Genomic DNA, 18,697 nt, shown 5'->3' with positions numbered 1-18,697 from the left:
TCGATGCGTTTCCAGGGAGTTCTCTACCGGGCGCTGAATCCGATTTATGCGCGTGAACCATTGTCCGGCCGCGGCGCGGAGCTTTACGGTGGCCGCTTCAATGCAAAGGGAACACCGGCGCTTTATACATCGCTTTCGGTCATGACGGCGCTTAGGGAAGCCAATCAGATCGGCAATCTGCAGCCGACGACGCTCGTCTCCTATGGTGCCGACATCGAGCGCGTTTTCGACAGCCGAGACGATGCGGCCTTGAAGTCGGAAGGAATGAATGCTGCCGCGCTCGCTGATTCAACCTGGCGCGACCAGATAAAAGCGAGCGGAGAAGCAAGAACGCAGAGCTTCGCCCACAGGCTTTCAGCATCGGGCTACCACGGGTTGCTGGTCAGGAGCTTTGCACCCGGAACTACCGGCGACGATCTCAACCTCGTGCTATGGAAATGGAGCGACGCTCCGCCCTCGCGCCTCACCCTGATCGATGATGAGCACCGCCTGATGCGGTGACGGCAAGCTATCGCAATGGCCACGACAAAGGCAGTTACAGGCTACGGACGAAACCGTCGCTGGCCGTGAGCAGGCGGCGCGTGTAGTCCTGCGCGACCTTGCGCGAAACGAGATCGGCGGCCGCAAGCTGTTCTACCGCTTCTCCATCCTGCATGACCATCAGCCGGCCGCACATGTGGGTGATGACGGCGAGATCGTGGCTGACCATCAGGAAGGTCAGGCCGCGTGCGTTGCGCACCTCTTCGAGCAGGTTGAGCACCTCGGCTTGCACGGAGGCGTCCAGTGCCGAGGTCGGCTCGTCGAGCAACAGGATAGACGGTTCGAGGATCAGCGCGCGGGCGATGGCCACGCGCTGGCGCTGGCCACCGGAAAGCTGGTGCGGATAACGGAAGCGGAAGCCGGACCCGAGCCCCACCTCGTCAAGTGCCTGGGCAATGCGGCGTTCGCCGTCGCCGATGCCGTGAATGGCAAGCGGTTCCTGCAACAGCCGGTCCACCGTCTGGCGCGGATGCAGCGAGCCGTATGGGTCCTGAAAAACCATCTGGATCTGCCGGTAGAAAGCCTTGTCGCGGCGATGGCCAAGTTGCTTGCCGTTGATCGAGATCGTGCCCGCCGCTGCCGGCGCCAGGCCGGCGATGGCACGCAGCAGGGTGGACTTGCCGGAGCCGGATTCCCCGACGAGGCCGAAGGATTCGCCCGGCTGCACGGCAAGGTTCACGCCTTTCAGCGCGCGAAAGCGGTCGAAAACGACGTCCAGTCCCTGTACCGCGAGAGCCGCGCTCATGCCGCCCACTCCGCCTTGCGCTGCAACACCGGCAGCGGATGGCGGTCGCTGCCGATGCGCGGCATGCAGTCGAGCAGGCCGCGCGTATAGGGATGCTGCGCCTTGTGCAATTCCGAGGCCTTCAATTGCTCGACCACCTTGCCGGCATACATGACCACGACGCGGTCGCAAAAGGAGGAGACGAGGCGCAGATCGTGCGAGATGAAGATCAGGCCCATGCCGCGCTCGCTGACCAGCTCGTCGAGGATGGCGAGCACGTCGAGTTGCACGGTGACGTCGAGCGCCGAGGTGGGCTCGTCGGCGATCAGCAGTTCAGGGTCGGCGATCAGCATCATGGCGATCATGGCGCGCTGGCCCATGCCGCCCGAAACCTCGTGCGGATGCAGGTCGAAGACCCGGCCAGGGTCGCGGATCTGCACGGCGGCCAGCATGTCGAGCGCGCGTTCCCGCGCCTCGGCCTTCGATACCTTTTCATGAGTTCTCAGCGTTTCGACGATCTGGCGGCCAATGGTCATGACCGGATCGAGCGAATATTTCGGATCCTGCAGGATCATGGCGATGCGCCCGCCGCGCAGCGCGCGGCGCGTGGCCGGCGGCGCGGAAAGCAGGTCGATACCGTCGAAAGCGAGCCTTTTCGCCGAGACTTCCGCCTGCGGCGGCGTCAGGCCCATAATGGCGCGGCCGGTCTGCGATTTGCCCGAACCGGATTCGCCGACAACGCCCAGCCGCTCGCGGCCGAGCGAGAAACTCACGCCCCGCACCGCCTCGACCGCGCCGGTGCGCGTCGGGAAGGTGACGCGCAAATCCTCGACCTCAAGCAATGTGCTGGCCTTGTCGCTCATTGGTCACCGCTGCGAGGGTCGAGCGCATCGCGCAGGCCGTCGCCGAGAAGGTTGAAGCCGAGGCTGACGATCAGGATGGCGAAACCGGGAACGCCCGCCACCCACCACTGGTCGAGCACGAAACGGCGGCCGGACGCGATCATCGCGCCCCATTCGGGCAGCGGCGGCTGCGCGCCGAGGCCGAGGAAGCCGAGGCCGGCGGCCGTCAGGATGATGCCGGCCATGTCGAGCGTCACGCGCACGATCAGCGACGACAGGCACAGCGGCATGATGTGGCGCACCACGATGCGCAACGGCGAAGCGCCCATCAACTGTACCGCCTTGATGTAATCGGAATTGCGCACCGTCAGCGTCTCGGCGCGGGCAATGCGGGCATAGGGCGGCCAGGACGTTATGGCGATGGCGATGATGGCGTTCTCGATACCGGGGCCAAGGGCTGCGACGAAGGCAAGCGCCAGCACCAGCTTGGGAAAGGCGAGAAAGATGTCGGTGATGCGCATCAGCACCGCGTCGATCCAGCCGCCGGCATAACCCGCGACCGTCCCCACCGCGAGCCCGATCGGCGCGGCGATGATGGCGACCAGCACCACCACATAGAGCGTCCAGCGCGAGCCGTAGAGAATGCGCGAATAGATGTCGCGGCCAAGATCGTCGGTGCCCAGCCAGTGGTCCGGGCCGGGCGGCAGAAGCCGTGCGCCGGCAAGGTCGCCGATATAGGGCGAATGCGTCGCCAGCACGCCGGCAAGTGCGGCGATGAGCAAGAAGGCAAGGATGATGAAAAGGCCGATCAGCGCCAGCCGGTTGGCCGAAAAGCGCAGCCAGCCGATATAGGCGCGGCCGAGTCTCGCCTGCCGGCGCGTCGCCGGCCGCTCCGAGAGCAGCCATTCGCGGCGGGTCAGAGGCATTTCGCTCATTGTACCTTGGTCCTCGGGTCGAGCAGCCGATAGAGCAGGTCGGACAGGAGATTGATCCCGATGAACACCGAGCCGATGATGATGGTGCCGCCGAGCACGGCGTTCATGTCGGCGTTTTGCAGGGAATTGGTGATGTAAAGGCCGATGCCCGGCCAGGAAAACACCGTCTCCGTCAGCACCGAGCCTTCCAGCAGGTTGGCGTAAGACAGCGCGATGACCGTGACCATCGGCACGGCGGCGTTGCGCAGCGCATGCCCCCAGATGATGCGGCTTTCCGATAAGCCCTTGGCACGCGCGGCAACGATATATTCCTGCGCCAGTTCGTTCAGCATGAAGGAGCGCGTCATGCGGCTGATATAGGCGAGCGAGAAATAACCGAGCAGCGACGCGGGCAGGATGATGTGGCGGAACGCATCCCAGAACACGTCCCATTGCCCCTGCCACGCCGCATCCAGCAGATAGAACCCGGTGATCGGCGTGAAAGTATATTGATAGACGATGTCGAGTCGGCCGGGAAATGCCGCCCATTGCAGACGCGCATAAAACAGCACCAGGGCCAGCAGACCGAGCCAGAAAATCGGCACCGAATAACCGACCAGACCGATAACGCGGACAAACTGATCGGTGAGACTGCCGCGCTTGACGGCGGCGAGAACGCCAAGCGGCACACCGACCACCGAGCCGATCAGCGTGCCCAGCGTGGCCAGTTCCATGGTGGCGGGAAAGGCGCGGCGAATATCCTCCATCACCGGATTTGTGGTGAGGACGGAGCGGCCGAAATCGCCGCTCAGCGCATGCGTGATATAGATATAGAACTGCTCGATCAGCGGCAGGTCGAGCCCCATTTCGCGGCGCGTACGCGCCACCACGTCGGCCGGCGCGCGATCGCCCAGCACGGCCAGCGCCGGGTCGATCGGGATGACGCGGCCAATGAAGAACGTCACCGCCAGCAGGCCGAGATAGGTGATGATGGCGATGAAAACAAAACGCCCCACCGCCTTGGCGACGGCACCGGCGCGCGCGCCTGGTCGCGGTGCCGAAGCCTCGTTGTCAATCACACTCACGCGAGAAGCCCTGCCCGGTCAGTCCTTGGAGATCGGGGCGACGAAATTGGTGTCGAAGCTCGGCCCGAGCTTGAAGCCCTTGAGATTGTCGCGATAGGCCGCAACCTCGATCTGCTGGAAGATGATGGCGAAGGGGCTGGTTTCCAGAACCTTCTTCTGAAGGTCCTTGTAAAGATCGGCGCGCTTGGCCGAATCCTTTTCCAGAAGAGCAGCTTCCGTCTGCTTGGAAAGCTCCGGAATGTCCCACGCATTGCGCCAGGCAAGCGTCGCTACCGGGCCGTCGTCGGAATTGTCGGCATTGGAGGCGAAGGTCTGGGCGTTGGAGTTCGGATCGAAATAATCCTGCCCCCACTGGCCGATATAGATGTCGTGATTGCGGGCGCGGTATTTGGTCAGCGTCTGCTTGCCGTCGCCCGGAATGATTTCGATCTTGATGCCGGCCTGCCCGGCGGTCTGCTGGATCGATTCGGCAATACCGGTCACCGGTTGGCCGTTGCGCACGTCCATGGTGACGTTGAAGCCATCCTTCAGGCCGGCCTTTTCCAGAAGTTCCTTGGCCTTGGCCACGTCCAGCTTGAACGGGTTTTCGTCGAGCGCGCCGAGATCGCCCTTGGGCAGGAAGGTTTGGTGGATCTCGCCTATGCCCTTGATCAGCGTCTTGCCGATGGCGTCGTAGTTGATGAGATATTTGAACGCCTGGCGCACTTCGGGCTTGGCCAGTTTCTCGTTCTTCTGGTTGAGGCTGATGTAATAGAGCGTGCCCTTTGGCGCGCTGATCGTCTTGATGCCGCTCTTGTCGGCAATGGCATCGAGATCGTTGGGTTCGAGATTGCGCGCCACGTCGATATCGCCCGCCACCAGCGCAAGCCGCTGGGCCGAGCTTTCCTTCATGTGGCGGTAGATGACGCGGGCGAGCTTGCTCTTTTCGCCATTATAATTGTCGTTGCGATCCAGCACGACGGCCTGATTGGCCTGCCATTCACGCAGCGTGAAAGGGCCGGAACCTGCGGAATGCTTCTTCATCCAGTCATTGCCGAAATCATTGTCGTATTTGTAGTCGTCGGATGGCGTGACGGGCTTGAGGTGCTCCATCACCAGTTTCTTGTCGACGACGGCGCCGACCGTGGCCGACAGACAGTTCAGCACGAAGCTCGGCGCGTAGGGCTTGTCCACGGTGAAGACGAACGTGCCGTCATCCGCCGCCTTGGCCTTTTCGGTGACATTGTCCTTGGTGAGTCCGAACTGAGTGAGGATGAAGGCGGGACCTTTGTCCAGCTTGACGGCGCGCTCGAACGACCAGGCGACATCCGCCGCCGTGATCGGGTTCCCCGAAGCGAATTTGAGGCCCGGCTTCAGCTTGAACGTATAGGTCAGCCCGTCGTCGGAAACGGTCCAGCTTTCGGCGATGTCGCCCTTGACCTTGGACGTATCGTCGAGGTCGAGCCTGACCAGAAGCTCGTAGGTGTTGCCGATGATTTCCGCGGTCGATATCTCGAACGACTCGGCCGGATCCATGGTGATGATATCGTCGATCGCAAAGCCTTCGACCAGCGTGTCGGCGGGCGTGTCGGCATGAGCGGCCATAGGCGCGCCGGCGATAAGCAGCGCGGCCAGCGCGGCACCCGAAAGCCACATGCGCGGGCGCAGAGCAAAGTTTTCCATCATCATGGTTGTCGTCCCTGTCTTCGTTCCCTGTTTTCGTTATCCGGCTCCCGGCCGGTCAGCGGCCTTTCCGATGATGGAAAAGAAGATGCGAGGCCGCTCCGGGAGGACCTCGCATGTCCGCTTGGCCCCAACCATAGCGACGCACCTTGAGCACGGCAACGGGTTTTGCGATCCTCGTCTCCGATCCATGGGCTCGTCCCGCCACAGCGGCACCGACCATTGTCTATCCCTTGGCACAACCTGTGCGCGGCCCCTCCCTCAAAACAAGTTGATAGTCGCGGTTGAACCATCCTGGCTTGAAAGCCGTTGCTGTCACGAGCGCCCTGATGGAACATCGGATTAACCAAAGACTGGCTCCCTTTTTTTCGGCCTGAGGTTGGCCGGAGCAAACAACAATGAGCGACGCGGACTTCTCCTGTGACCTTTCCTCGGCGGCAACGCCTTTCCCACATTTTTGGGAGCGTGTGGTCGGGTCGGATCATGCCCCGATGGCGTTACGCGCTGACTGGCAGCAGCAATTGCGCCGATGCCATGAGGAGCTTGGCTTCCGCTATGTTCGCTTCCACGGCTTGCTGTGTGACGAGATGGGCACGCTCATCTGTCACAAGGACGAATTGCTCTATTCCTTCTTCAACATCGACCAGGCGTTCGACTACCTTGTCGATATCGGCATGAAGCCATTCGTTGAACTGAGCTTCATGCCGTGGACCTTCGCCTCCGGCGAGGCCACCGTCTTCCGCTATCAAGGCCGCGTGAGCCCGCCGAAGGACTATGGTGCATGGGCGACGCTCATTCGCAAACTGGCCGAACATTGGGTCGGTCGCTACGGTGTCGCGGAAGTAAGAAGCTGGTTTTTCGAGGTCTGGAACGAGCCGAACCTGCAAGCCTTCTGGAGCGGAACTCAAGACGACTATTTCAAGCTTTACCGCCATAGCGTCGAGGCCCTGAAGGGCGTGGACGGCGCGTTGCAGGTCGGCGGCCCGGCCAGTGCCAGGAACCAATGGGTCGGGGAACTGGTGGCATTTTGCGACAAGAACGGGCTGCCGCTCGATTTCGTCAGCACCCACCAATATCCGACCGACGTCGTCGAAGGCACGTCACTGGGAGACGAGGACGACGCGACCGAGGAACATCTGGCGAAGAGCCGGCGCGGCATCATGCGCGAATGGGCGGAAGATGTGCATCGCCTCGCCAAAGGTCGGCCGGTCTATTACACGGAGTGGAACACGTCATCTAATCCGCGTGATCCACTGCACGATCAACCCTATGCCGCTGCATTTGACGTCAAGACGGTGATGGAAGCCAGTGGTCTGGTCGAGGCCTACAGTTTCTGGACCTTCACTGACATCTTCGCCGAGAACTATTTCCCGTCAGTGCCTTTTCATGGCGGCTTCGGGTTGCTCAACCTGCATGGCATTGCCAAGCCGAGCTACCGCGCCTTCGAACTGCTCCATCACCTTGGAACCGAGCAACTGCCGGTCCGTGGCCGCCATGAGACCGTCGACGCGTGGGCAATCCGCGACGGCCGGCACCTGACTGTCCTGATGACAAACCATACCTTGCCTGGCAAGGCGATCACGGTGGAGCAGATGCGTATTCATCTGAAAAATACCGGCAAACCGCTTGCCGCCGCCATTCAGCGTATCGATGATGACCATGCCAATGCCAGAAAACTGTGGTGCGAGATGGGCGAACCGACCTACCCAACAGCGGCCGAACTGGAGCGGCTCGGCGAAGTCTCAAATCTGGTCACGGAACCACAGCCCTGGACAACGGAGGCAGGGGCAATCTCGATCAACGTCGAGTTACCTCCACACGCCGTCGCGGCAGTGACGATGGAATTCGCACCGGCGGACTGAGCGATGGGCCAGAGTACGACGATCAAGCCTCCGCTCAGCGACGACCTGCTTGCAGCGCTCCAGCGCAAAACCTTCGATTATTTCCTCTATGAGGCCAATCCGGCCAACGGGCTGGTCGCCGACAGGAGCAGGAACGATTCGCCGGCAAGCATAGCGGCGGTCGGGCTGGCGCTGACGGCCTATCCGGTCGGCGTCGCGCGCGGTTTCATGACACGCGACGACGCCTGCGCCCGCACGCTCGCCACCCTGCGCTTTTTCTGGAACAGCAACCAGGACACCGATCCGCAAGGCACCGGCTACAAGGGCTTTTACTATCATTTTCTCGATATGGAGACAGGCCGGCGCGTGTGGCAGTGCGAATTGTCCACGATCGACACAGCCCTTCTGATGGCCGGCATTCTGACGGCCGGGGCATATTTCCGCGAAGACAATGAGGACGAAGAGGAAATCCGAAAGCTTTCGGAAGAGCTTTACCGGCGCGTCGACTGGGACTGGGCCCGTAATGGCGGCGCCACCCTCACCCATGGCTGGAAGCCGGAAAGCGGCTTCATCGACTTTCGCTGGGAGGGCTATGACGAGGCACTGATCCTTTATGTGCTGGGCCTTGGCTCGCCGACCCATCCCCTGCCGCCGGAAAGTTATGCGGCGTGGCTCTCGACCTATCGATGGCGCAAGATCCATGGCCGGGAATTTCTTTACGCCGGCCCGCTCTTCATTCATCAGCTTTCACATCTATGGCTCGATTTTCGCGGCATAAAGGATGCGTTCATGCGCGAGCATGGCAGCGATTATTTCGAGAACAGCCGCCAGGCGACGTTCGTGCAGCGGGAATATGCGATCCGCAATCCGCTGGAATTCGCCGGTTATCATGAAAGCAGTTGGGGCATCACCGCCAGCGACGGGCCGGGACACGAAACCGTATTGATCAGCGGCGTCGAGCGAAAATTTTACGGTTATCTGGCGCGGGGCGCGCCTTACGGCCCGGACGATGGAACCCTGTCGCCTTGGGCCACCGTCGCATCGCTGCCATTTGCACCGGAAATCGTTCTGCCGGCCTTGCGCCATTTCCATGACATAGAGCTCAATCTCGACAACCCTTACGGTTTCAAGGCCAGCTTCAATCCAACGTTGGCGGACGGCGGCAGTCATCCCGCCGGCTGGGTGGCACCCGACCATCTTGGCCTCAATCAAGGCCCGATCGTGCTGATGATCGAAAATTACCGATCTGATTTCCTTTGGCGCCTGATGCGCAACTGTCCACACATTACACGCGGATTGCGCCGGGCAGGATTCGCCGGCAGATGGCTGTGAAATTTGCCATTGAGCTTTCATACGTCGGCCCGTCAGGAAGTTCCGGCGGTACATCCGGTGGGACTTCGGGCTCCCGACTCGGTTCAGGAACCGGTCTTGGCGAAGGCGGTGGTATTCCTGGAGGCTCATCTGGCTGGCGTTCCGGCGGTGTGGGTGGATGATCGGGAATACAGTGTGCCGGTACAGGTCCATTTGGCCGGATCATGATGTGTTCGTCCGCAATTTTACGATTTGTCGGTTTCCTCTCGAACAGCCGGGCCTGCGACAGGTTCCCTGACTTTCCGAAAATTTAAAAAGAATTCTCCCGGTGACTCTCCTTCACCTTTGCCGCGCGTCGCGAATTGGAACATCAAGCGCGCGCATGAGTTTCAGGAGCATCGGAAATAAAGGCTGGCGCGTGTGATATTCGCGTCGCGAAGGAGGAAGCAGTGGCTAAGACCGTTCCTGCAAAAAAGGCCCGTCAGGGGCGTCGGGGACTACATGTCCTGATAATTCTAATAGTCGGACTACTGCTCGCATTGATAGTTTGGTTCGGCGTCGAGTTCTTTGGTGAGGCCATTCAAAACACTTCGGCTATCCACCGCAATGCAGCAAACGTATAGTCGCTATCGTCGGAACCTGCTAGACCGGCGCCCTGCACGGGCTGGGACGGGCTCACGTTGAGCCGATAGGTTGCCGGCCCGTTCACGTCTTGGAACGCCGGTGGAAGTTTCTCCCGATATGCCGGATTATGAATCCGGTCCTCGTTGCTGAACGAACGTGATTGAACGGATGGCGTCCAAACACCAATCGAAGCGGGTCATTTATGCGGCGCTGGCAGGTAATTTTGCCATCGCCGTTGCAAAATTCATCGCGGCCGGCTTGACCGGAAGTTCGGCTATGCTGAGTGAAGGTGTCCACTCCCTGGTCGATACCGGCAACCAGTTTCTTCTCTTATACGGAATGCGCCGAGCGTCGCGGCCTCCCGACAAGGCACACCCGCTCGGCCATGGACGAGAGCTATATTTCTGGTCTTTCGTCGTCGCGTTGCTGATCTTCGCGCTCGGCGCCGGAATTTCGATCTATGAAGGTATCGTCCATATCCGCGATCCTGAGCCGATCGAGAACCCGGTCGTGCCGTATATCGTGCTTGGATTGTCGTTCCTGTTCGAAGGTGCGTCCTGGTACATCGCGTTGAAGGAGTTCAGAAAAAGCAAACCTCCCGGCAGCTATTTCGAAGCGATACGGCAGAGCAAGGACCCGACGACCTTTACGGTTCTGTTCGAGGACAGCGCCGCGTTGATCGGCCTTCTTATTGCTTTTGTCGGCATTGTTTCGGCACAATATACCGGAATTCCGGAACTTGATGGCGTAGCATCGGTCGGAATCGGCCTTGTTCTCGGCGCCGTCGCCATCATCCTTGCGCGCGAATGCAAAGGGCTTTTGATCGGCGAAGCGGCGGTTCCCGAGGTGCAGTCGGCGATCTTGCGCATTGTCAAAAAGGACTCGGCCGTCGAAAATGCAAATGGTGTCCTTACCGTGCACTTGGGGCCGGACCAGGTGGTGGTGAATCTCAGCATCGAATTTCACGATACTTTGCCGATACCCGAGATGGAGGCCGCCGTGGAGCGCATAGAAAGGGCCGTTAAGAAAACGTTCCCCCAAGTCACGGCCTTGTTCATCAAGCCCCAACGTGCACAAACCTTCGCGGATTGGCGATCGCGGCTCATCAACTGAGCGTTCGTCGCTATGTGATGGCGTCGGCGACCATGGCCCTCGCGTTCTCCCAGAAGATGTCCGTGGTCGGGCTGCGGTTTTCCACCGCCCGGTACAGTCGGATTTCAAGGTCGAGCGTCCAATGGTCCGCCTCGGCCGCCAACACCAGGACGCCGGCGCGAAGTTCGTGCTCGACGAGGCTTTCAGGCAACCAGCACAGGCCAGCGCCGGTCACGGCCAATGTCTTCAAGCCAGCGCTGATGGTGTTTTCATGCACCGTCAGGCGCCGGAAAGCCGGCCGTGCGGCAAAAAGCCGTTGCAGTGCCACGCCGAAGAACGAACTGAGGCCATAGCTCAGATAGGGAACCGTCAGCCGCTCTTCGACCGCCCGTTCAAGCAGGCCCGACCCGGCGACCCACTTACCCTGGACCTGAAGTTCGGGGGCGCTTACCGGGATCACCCGGTCATGGCCGATCGTCAGGAAATCGAAACGCTCGCGGTTGAGATGAAAAGGAACATCGCTATGCGCATAGGTCAGGAAGAAGTCAGCTTCGCCATCGGTCAGCGCCGTCAGGTTCGCCTCGATGCCGCCGCGGTCGGGGATGAGCGACGTTCTCAGACCCGGTATTGCCGTCGCCAGCGCCTGCAGCCAGGCCGGGAAAAAGGTGACCGTCAGCGTATGCAGCGCGGCAAGGCGGATCATGCCGTGTTCGGCCACCGGACGTAGCATCTCCCTCGATGCGTAAAAGGTTCGGATCACCTCCCGCGCCACCGGCAGGAAATTCTCGCCCGCCGGAGTCAGTTCGGCAGGGATCGTCGCGCGGCTGATCAGCACCGCTTCGAGCCAGGTTTCGAGTTGCCGGATCCGCCTGCTCAATGCCGGTTGCGTGACATGCCGGATCTCGGCGGCGCGCGAGAAACTGAACGTCTCGGCAATCGCAACGAAATCCTCGAGCCATTTCAGTTCCATTCAACAGCTTCCGATGACCGGTTGTGGTGACATTTTCCTCTTAATGCACTGATCCCAAATCATTATGCAAGAACGGAATATCTTTGTGTTGAAAATGAATTGGCCGCTGCGGTCCGCCGCGTTGCAGTGTGCACGCCTGTTCAGTCGATATGGTGAGAGGGGCGCGGCGCCGTGGGGAGAGTTGTTTACTGCAAAGGCGCGTTCGTGCCCGAAGGCGATGCGCATCTCAGCATCTTTGACCGAGGCTTCCTCTTTGGCGATGCCGTCTATGAGGTCACCGCCGTTCTCGGTGGGCAGATGATCGACAATGATGCACATCTCGACCGGTTCGAGCGTTCGCTTGCGGCTCTCGCGATCCCGCTGCCGGTACCGCGCGCCGAGATCGAACGCATACAGGCCGAACTGATCGTACAAAACAATCTCGCGGAGGGCACCGTCTATATGCAGGTGTCACGCGGCGAGGCGGATCGGGATTTTCTGTATCCTGAAGGGCTTTCGGCAAACCTCGTTGCCTTTACGCAGGCAAGGAAACTTGCCGATACGCCCTCCCAGAAAAATGGCATCGCGGTCGACTTGGCGGCGGATTTGCGTTGGCAAAGGCGTGATATCAAGACGGCGATGCTCCTGGGCCAGGTCCTTCTCAAGCATCAGGCGCGCGCCAATGGATTTGGCGATGTCTGGATGGTGGAAGACGGTCTGGTGACCGAAGGCTCGTCCTCGACTGCCTTCATCGTAACCGCTGACGGGCGCGTGGTGACGCGACCGAATTCGCACGTCGCCTTGCCCGGCTGCACGCGCAAGGCAGTGCTTCGGCTGTGCGACAGCCATGGCTTGCGCCTGGAGGAGCGTCCCTTTTCGCCGGCCGAGGCTCAAGGCGCCGCCGAGGCCTTTCTCACCAGTGCGTCATCCTTTGTCACTCCGGTTATCAGGATCGGAGATGTGACGATTGCCGATGGCAAGCCGGGGCCGATGACCCGGCAATTGCAAGCTTACTATCTCGAAGCCGCGCGCGGCCCTAGGCCGGCTTCGACCTGCCGAGCGTAGCGCGGCCTTGGCCTTGGCAAGCACTGCAGCCTTGGGCAATGGCCCCGTCTGGAAATACTGAACCGGCAGTGGCACCGTACCCAGTGAAGTTGCCGTCAGAATCTGTTTTCTTCAGGTAGGAAAAAGCCGCGCTGGATATGGTCCACTGAGAAAGGGTTTGGAAATGACATCGGCCCGAGATTTCGGCTTGTGTATCGGGCGTCTGCCGACCGGGCCGCTCAATGCCATCACCGACATCGCCGGCGTGACAGTCGGGCACCACACCGTCCGTGATGGCGGCGCGGCTACCGGTGTCACCGCCATTCTCCCACATTCGGGAAACCTGTTTCGGCGCAAGGTTCGCGCCGGCGTCGAAATCATCAATGGCTTCGGCAAGTCTGTCGGCCTGATGCAGGTTGCCGAGCTTGGAACCGTGGAAACGCCGATCCTGTTGACCAACACCTTTGGCGTGGGAAATTGCGCGAACGTTCTCATCCACCGCGCGATTACCGATAACCCGGAAATCGGGCGCAGAACCTCGACGGTCAATCCGCTGGTGTTCGAGTGCAATGACGGCGAGATCAACGACATTCAGGCCCTGCATGTGCGCGCCGAGCATGCGCTTGCCGCGTTGGGCGATGCCCATGGCGGACCGCTGGCGCAGGGGGCAATCGGGGCGGGAACGGGCATGACCGCGTTCGGCTTCAAGGCCGGGATCGGCACCGCGTCAAGGACCATGCAGATCGGCGGGCACGAGCATCTGCTCGGCGCGCTGGTTCTAGCCAATTTCGGCAACGCCGGCGATCTTGTCCTGCCGGACGGACGCCGGCCCGATCCACGCGGCATGGAGCAGGCCGAAAAGGGCTCGGTCATCGTCATCCTGGCAACGGACCTGCCTTTGGGCGACCGGCAATTGCGGCGCGTGGCGCGGCGCGCCGGGGCCGGCTTGGCGCGGCTCGGCGCCTTCTGGGGCAATGGCAGCGGCGATATCGCCCTGTGCTTCACGACCGCCGACATGGTCGAGCATGAACCGCCGACGCCGTTTCAGCCGATACGGCACCTGGCCGAAGGCCGGATCGACATTCCGTTTCGCGCCGCCGCCGAGGCGACACAGGAGGCGGTGCTGAATGCACTTTGCGCCGCCGCCCCTGCTGTCGGACGCTCCGGCCGGCATTTTCCCTCGCTCGCCGACTGGCTGAAGGAGAACCCCCTGCCACGAAGATCTTTCTGAGCGCCGATCATCGCGAGTTCCGCGCCTTGATGACGGCGGAAGTCGTGGCCGCCTGCGAGGGTGCGCGCGACTTCACGGCCCGCGTGCGGTTGCATTCTCGACCTCCGATTCCTTCGAAATCCAGCGCGCGCTCCGGTTCATCCTTTCCTGAACTCTCCAATCATCCAAGCTGCCCTGCCGGTCTGTCAATCGGACCGTCGTGAAGACCCGGTAATCGACTTGCCTCGATTTGCACGCGCGCTAGTTGTCCAATAAGCTGACTTGGCTCGGATGCCGACTCACGGGGATAGGAGCGTATGAGCCTCGATCCGCTTTTGTTATCAAGGCTACAGTTCGTCTGGGTTATCGCGTGGCATATCTTGCTCCCCGCGTTCACTGTGGGTTGCGCCTCCTATATCGCTGTGCTGGAAGGCATGCGTTTCTTTACTGGCCGCGACATCTATCTGCGGATCTCGAATTTCTGGATCAAGCTGTTTTCTGTGTCCTTCGGCATGGGCGTCGTCTCAGGCATCGTCATGCCGTTTCAATTCGGCACCAACTGGAGCCGTTTTTCCGACAGCACGGCTAATGTGCTGGCGCCACTGTTTGCCTATGAGGGGTTGACGGCATTTTTTCTGGAAGCAGCCTTTCTCGGCGTGCTGTTGTTCGGGCGCAAACTCGTTCCAGCCTGGGCGCATTTCGTTGCCGCGCTGATGGTCGCCTTTGGGACGTTGCTGTCCTCGTTCTGGATTCTTTCGGCCAATAGCTGGATGCAGACACCGGTCGGCTATGAACTGGTTGACGGCCGCTTTTATCCGAAGGATTGGATGGCGATCGTCTTCAATCCGTCTTTCCCCTACAGGCTCGGCCACACGGTGGTCGGTTTTTATGTCACGACCGCCTTCGTCGTGGTCGGTGTTGGCGCCTGGCTCTTGAGACGGGGGCGCTTCCAGGAGGAAGGCCGATTGATGGTATCGATGTCGTTGTGGCTTTTGACGGTATTGGTGCCTCTGCAGATATTCCTGGGCGATCTACATGGACTCAATACGCTGCATTATCAGCCGGCGAAGCTGGCGGCGATCGAGGCGCATTGGGACACCGGCAGCCGCGTGCCCCTAAATCTGTTCGCCATCCCCGACGAAAAGAACGAAACCAATCATTATGTCCTGGATGTGCCGGTATTGGGCAGTCTGATCCTCGCTCATGATGCAAACGGCACCATTCGCGGGCTCAAGGATTTTCCCCGCGCGGACCGGCCGCCGGTCGCGATTCCCTTCTTTGCATTCCGCATCATGGTCGGCCTTGGTTTGATCATGCTGGCGGTGGTGGCGATGAGTTGGTGGCTGCGCTACCGGGGCAAACTGTTCACCACGCCATGGTTCCTGCGCGTATGTCAGTGGTCGGCACCGATCGGTTTCGTGGCGATTCTGGCGGGTTGGACGACGACCGAAGTGGGCCGCCAACCTTGGACGGTCTATGGCCTTCTGCGTACCGCCGATTCGGTGTCTCCTTCTCTTACCGGCAGCGATGTGCTGATCTCACTCATCGGCTACATGGTTGCCTATCTCATAATGTTCCCGGCCGGTCTGATGATCATGGCCCATTTCGTGCGCAATGGGCCGCACAGCACGCTGCCCGAGCATGAGCGGATCGAGGCCGGCCGACCCGACCAGCCGGTACGCGCGCTACCCCACGACCCGGAGGGCAACCGCTGATGGCCGCGTTTCCTATCGATTTCGTTCCGTTATGGACCGTGATCCTCGGCGTCGGCGTTTGCTTCTATGTCGTACTCGACGGATTCGATCTTGGCGTCGGCATTCTGTTCGGCTTTGCACCGGACACCGAAAGCCGCAACACGATGATGAACTCCATCGCTCCGGTCTGGGACGGTAACGAGACCTGGCTGGTGCTTGGCGGGCTGGCGCTATTGGCTGCCTTTCCACTTGCGTTCGCAATCATCATCCCGGCCGTCTATTTTCCGATCCTCATCATGCTGCTGGCGTTGGTTTTCCGGGGTGTGGCCTTTGAATTCCGTTTCCGCGATGCCGAACACACGACATTTTGGGACCATGGTTTCTCCTGGGGGTCCGGTATCGCCACTTTCGCACAGGGGATGGTGCTCGGCACCTTCATCCACGGCTTCGAGGTTGACGGCCGACATTTTAACGGCTCTTCGTGGGATTTTATCAGCGCCTTTTCTATCCTTACAGGTATCGCGCTCGTATTCGGATATGGACTGCTCGGCGCCGGCTGGCTGATCATCAAGACTGAGGGTGAATTGCAGATGCGCGTCCGCCGTTATGGGCGCGTTTGCTTCATTGGTGTTTTCGCCGCGATTTGCATCGTCAGCATCTGGACACCGATCGAACATGGAGAAATTGCCCAGCGCTGGTTCGGTTGGCCTAACACGCTCCTGCTCGCGCCGGTGCCGCTGGTGACGGCAGCCCTTGGCTGGTTGGAATGGCGTGCACTTAACAACCGCTCGGAAGCGGCGCCCTTCATACTCGCCATTCTTCTTTTCCTGATCTCCTATCTCGGCATCGCCATCAGCCTGTGGCCCATGATCGTGCCTTACCGCTACACATTATGGGACGCGGCATCGGCGCCGAGCACACAGGCCTTCCTGGCGGTTGGTACCCTGTTCCTGCTGCCAGTCATCCTTATGTACACGGGCTGGTCGTATTGGGTCTTCCGCGGCAAGGTGCGTTCCGATGTCGGCTATCACTGATAACGGCACCGCCTTCTGGTTCAGCCGAGGTCGATTTCACCTTCCACCACATGATTGAGAGATGTGCCTTCCGCCGTGATCACAGCCTTGACGGTCAGCCGGCCCTTGCCTCTCAATCCTGCCTCCTCAACTGCTTTCTCGATTGATTGCTGCGATGTCACACCAACCTGTTTCAGGAATTTGCGCATCGAGACGTTGAACGGATCGGCATCCATATTCTTGGTCATACGACGAACTCCGATGTTTCGGGCGGTTCAACCGCCGCGTCGACGTTGCTTCCGGTTTTCGATCGCGTTTCCGCGAGCGAATTTAACGCATCTGCCGAACATAGAGCAAATTGCGACGCAATGCCCATACCGCCATGGCCGACGGCTGGCATCAAAGCATGCCTCCCGAAAGTAGGCATCGGTTTTCGGGAGACATGCGTAAGATCAAAGAACTAAAACGCGTGGAGCGAATCTGAAAGATCGCGGCGCTTTAATCCGTCAGCAATCAACCTTCGCCCATGCCTTCCACAGGTTCGGCAGCGCGCCCCTTGCGCACCTTCTCTTCGATGCGGCGGCCAACTTCGGCGTCGATGCTTTTCCAGTAGTCGAAGGCACGGCTCAAGACCGGTTCGCGCACGCCGCCCAGAAGGCTGCCGGCGACTTGATCCACGAGGCTGGCGCGCTGGTCGTCGTTGAGCACGTCGCGCACCAGTTTGCCCGGTTGGCCGAAATCGTCGTCCTCGGCATGCAGCGTATAGGCGCTGCGTGTCATATCGCCATCGGCCTCCCAGCCGTCAGCTACCGGGCCGGTATTGTCGGCCCAGTCGCGCCCACCGCTATTGGGCGCATGCACGGGCGCGTTGCCGCTATGATGGTACGCCATCTGGCCATCGAACATATAGGTATGGACCGGAACCTTCGGCTGGTTCACCGGCAACTGGTGGAAATTTGTGCCGATACGGTTGCGCTGCGCGTCGTTGTAGGCAAAGGCGCGGCCGAGCAGCATCTTGTCGGGTGACAGGCCGATACCGGGTACGGTGTTGCCCGGCGAGAACGCCGCCTGCTCGATCTGGGCGAAGAAGTTCTCCGGATTGCGGTTGAGCGTCATGGTGCCGACCTTGATCAGCGGGTAGTCGGCATGCGGCCACACCTTGGTCAGGTCGAACGGGTTGAACCGATAATCCTTCGCGTCGGCATAGGGCATGACCTGGACCGACAGCGTCCAGCGCGGATGCTCGCCGCGCGCGATCGCCTCGAACAGGTCGCGGCGGTGGAAGTCGGCATCGCTGCCTGCGACGTCCGCCGCCTCAGCATTGCTGAAAAACTCCATACCCTGGGCGGTGTGGAAATGATATTTCACCCAGAACTTCTCGCCCTTGGCGTTGATCCACATATAGGTGTGGGAGCCATAGCCGTTCATATGGCGCCATGTGCGGGGCAGGCCGCGCACGCCCATCACGTAAGTGACCTGATGTGCCGTCTCAGGATTGCTGGTCCAGAAATCCCACTGCATGTGGTTGTCGCGCAGGCCGGAATCGGGGAGGCGCTTCTGGCTGCGGATGAAATGCGGAAACTTCATCGGATCGCGCACGAAGAAGACAGGGGTGTTGTTGCCAACGAGGTCGTAATTGCCCTCGTCGGTATAGAATTTGAGCGAGAAACCGCGAACGTCGCGCCAGGTGTCGGGGCTGCCCATCTCGCCGGCCACCGTCGAGAAGCGCGCAAGCATGTCCGTCGATGCGCCTTTCTGAAACAGCGCAGCCTTGGTGTAGGCCGAGACGTCTTCGGTGGTCTCAAATGTACCAAACGCGCCGGCACCCTTGGCGTGCGGCTGGCGCTCGGGAACCTTCTCGCGGTTGAAATGCGCCATCTGCTCCAGGAAATGGACGTCGTGCAGCAGGATCGGGCCGTTCGCACCGATGGTCAGCGAGTTCCGGTCGCTTGGCGCCGGCGCGCCGCTACCCGTGGTGGAACCAGTACCCTTATTCTTGTCTTGGTCAGTCATATCGTCACTCCTTTCGGTGTCATTTCCAGCGCGTCTCAATCGATCCTCGCAGTCATGGACTCCGTGGCGTGCTCAGGAAAATCAGGCCGATAAAAACACGGACCACTTGGCATTCCACATTCATGCGAAGGTTGAATTG

The 18,697-nt window shown here is 60.6% G+C and carries 16 protein-coding genes; 8 read left to right on the top strand and 8 right to left on the bottom strand.

Annotation, left to right across the window (positions count from 1 at the left end; genetic code table 11):
* Nucleotides 1-3 precede the first annotated feature (3 nt).
* Nucleotides 4-501: an RES family NAD+ phosphorylase gene (locus BFN67_RS18115; protein ID WP_080920919.1), complete on the top strand. Its 498-nt coding sequence runs from the start codon at nt 4-6 to the stop codon at nt 499-501.
* Between the two features lie 34 nt (nt 502-535).
* Here BFN67_RS18115 and BFN67_RS18110 read toward each other — a convergent pair whose 3' ends face one another.
* From BFN67_RS18110 to BFN67_RS18090, 5 genes are read right to left on the bottom strand one after another with little or no spacing between them, the layout of a single operon-like run.
* Nucleotides 536-1,285, bottom strand: a complete 750-nt coding sequence (locus BFN67_RS18110) for an ABC transporter ATP-binding protein (protein WP_080921007.1) — start codon at nt 1,283-1,285, stop codon at nt 536-538.
* Nucleotides 1,282-2,127: an ABC transporter ATP-binding protein gene (locus BFN67_RS18105; protein ID WP_080920918.1), complete on the bottom strand. Its 846-nt coding sequence runs from the start codon at nt 2,125-2,127 to the stop codon at nt 1,282-1,284. The genes BFN67_RS18110 and BFN67_RS18105 overlap by 4 nt, the downstream gene beginning before the upstream one ends.
* Entirely contained in the window at nt 2,124-3,041 is a 918-nt protein-coding gene (gene nikC, locus BFN67_RS18100; RefSeq protein WP_080920917.1) for a nickel transporter permease, read from the bottom strand. The genes BFN67_RS18105 and nikC overlap by 4 nt, the downstream gene beginning before the upstream one ends.
* On the bottom strand, nt 3,038-4,105 hold the full coding sequence (locus tag BFN67_RS18095; protein WP_080920916.1) for an ABC transporter permease: 1,068 nt from the start codon (nt 4,103-4,105) through the stop codon (nt 3,038-3,040). Before BFN67_RS18095 ends, nikC begins: the two co-directional genes overlap by 4 nt.
* Nucleotides 4,106-4,123: 18 nt before the next feature.
* A complete protein-coding gene (locus tag BFN67_RS18090) occupies nt 4,124-5,773 on the bottom strand; it encodes an ABC transporter substrate-binding protein (protein WP_080920915.1) in 1,650 nt (549 codons plus the stop codon).
* A 392-nt stretch (nt 5,774-6,165) separates the two neighbouring features.
* On the opposite strand from BFN67_RS18090, the gene BFN67_RS18085 reads away from it, so the two are divergent.
* The 3 genes from BFN67_RS18085 to BFN67_RS18075 all read left to right on the top strand — a co-directional run bounded on the left by BFN67_RS18085 (nt 6,166) and on the right by BFN67_RS18075 (nt 10,656).
* Complete coding sequence (locus BFN67_RS18085; protein ID WP_080920914.1) at nt 6,166-7,629, top strand: GH39 family glycosyl hydrolase; 1,464 nt, start codon at nt 6,166-6,168, stop codon at nt 7,627-7,629.
* A gap of 3 nt (nt 7,630-7,632) precedes the next feature.
* On the top strand, nt 7,633-8,940 hold the full coding sequence (locus BFN67_RS18080; RefSeq protein WP_080920913.1) for a glucoamylase family protein: 1,308 nt from the start codon (nt 7,633-7,635) through the stop codon (nt 8,938-8,940).
* 771 nt (nt 8,941-9,711) lie between these two features.
* Nucleotides 9,712-10,656, top strand: a complete 945-nt coding sequence (locus BFN67_RS18075; protein WP_080920912.1) for a cation diffusion facilitator family transporter — start codon at nt 9,712-9,714, stop codon at nt 10,654-10,656.
* A 10-nt stretch (nt 10,657-10,666) separates the two neighbouring features.
* Here BFN67_RS18075 and BFN67_RS18070 read toward each other — a convergent pair whose 3' ends face one another.
* Nucleotides 10,667-11,605 (bottom strand): LysR family transcriptional regulator, encoded by a 939-nt coding sequence (locus tag BFN67_RS18070; protein WP_080920911.1) that lies wholly within the window; start codon nt 11,603-11,605, stop codon nt 10,667-10,669.
* Nucleotides 11,606-11,776: 171 nt separating this feature from the next.
* On the opposite strand from BFN67_RS18070, the gene BFN67_RS18065 reads away from it, so the two are divergent.
* From BFN67_RS18065 to cydB, 4 genes are all read left to right on the top strand, one after another.
* Nucleotides 11,777-12,649, top strand: coding sequence for a D-amino-acid transaminase (locus tag BFN67_RS18065; RefSeq protein ID WP_080920910.1), 873 nt, complete (start codon nt 11,777-11,779; stop codon nt 12,647-12,649).
* Nucleotides 12,650-12,812: 163 nt separating this feature from the next.
* Entirely contained in the window at nt 12,813-13,859 is a 1,047-nt protein-coding gene (locus BFN67_RS18060) for a DmpA family aminopeptidase (protein ID WP_080920909.1), read from the top strand.
* Nucleotides 13,860-14,155: 296 nt separating this feature from the next.
* Nucleotides 14,156-15,553 (top strand): cytochrome ubiquinol oxidase subunit I, encoded by a 1,398-nt coding sequence (locus BFN67_RS18055; protein WP_080920908.1) that lies wholly within the window; start codon nt 14,156-14,158, stop codon nt 15,551-15,553.
* On the top strand, nt 15,553-16,566 hold the full coding sequence (cydB, locus tag BFN67_RS18050; protein WP_080920907.1) for a cytochrome d ubiquinol oxidase subunit II: 1,014 nt from the start codon (nt 15,553-15,555) through the stop codon (nt 16,564-16,566). Before BFN67_RS18055 ends, cydB begins: the two co-directional genes overlap by 1 nt.
* A 20-nt stretch (nt 16,567-16,586) precedes the next feature.
* Here cydB and BFN67_RS18045 read toward each other — a convergent pair whose 3' ends face one another.
* Both BFN67_RS18045 and BFN67_RS18040 read right to left on the bottom strand, forming a co-directional pair.
* Nucleotides 16,587-16,793 (bottom strand): DUF6494 family protein, encoded by a 207-nt coding sequence (locus tag BFN67_RS18045; RefSeq protein ID WP_080920906.1) that lies wholly within the window; start codon nt 16,791-16,793, stop codon nt 16,587-16,589.
* Between the two features lie 265 nt (nt 16,794-17,058).
* The gene (locus BFN67_RS18040; RefSeq protein ID WP_080920905.1) at nt 17,059-18,558 is read right to left on the bottom strand and encodes a catalase; all 1,500 of its coding nucleotides are present in this window, start codon (nt 18,556-18,558) and stop codon (nt 17,059-17,061) included.
* Between the last annotated feature and the right edge of the window lie 139 nt (nt 18,559-18,697).

This window comes from Manganibacter manganicus (assembly GCF_002075885.1).
Taxonomy (GTDB): Bacteria; Pseudomonadota; Alphaproteobacteria; order Rhizobiales; family Rhizobiaceae; genus Mesorhizobium; species Mesorhizobium manganicum.
Note: the sequence above shows the minus strand (reverse complement) of the source record. Positions and strands in the feature narration are given on the sequence as shown.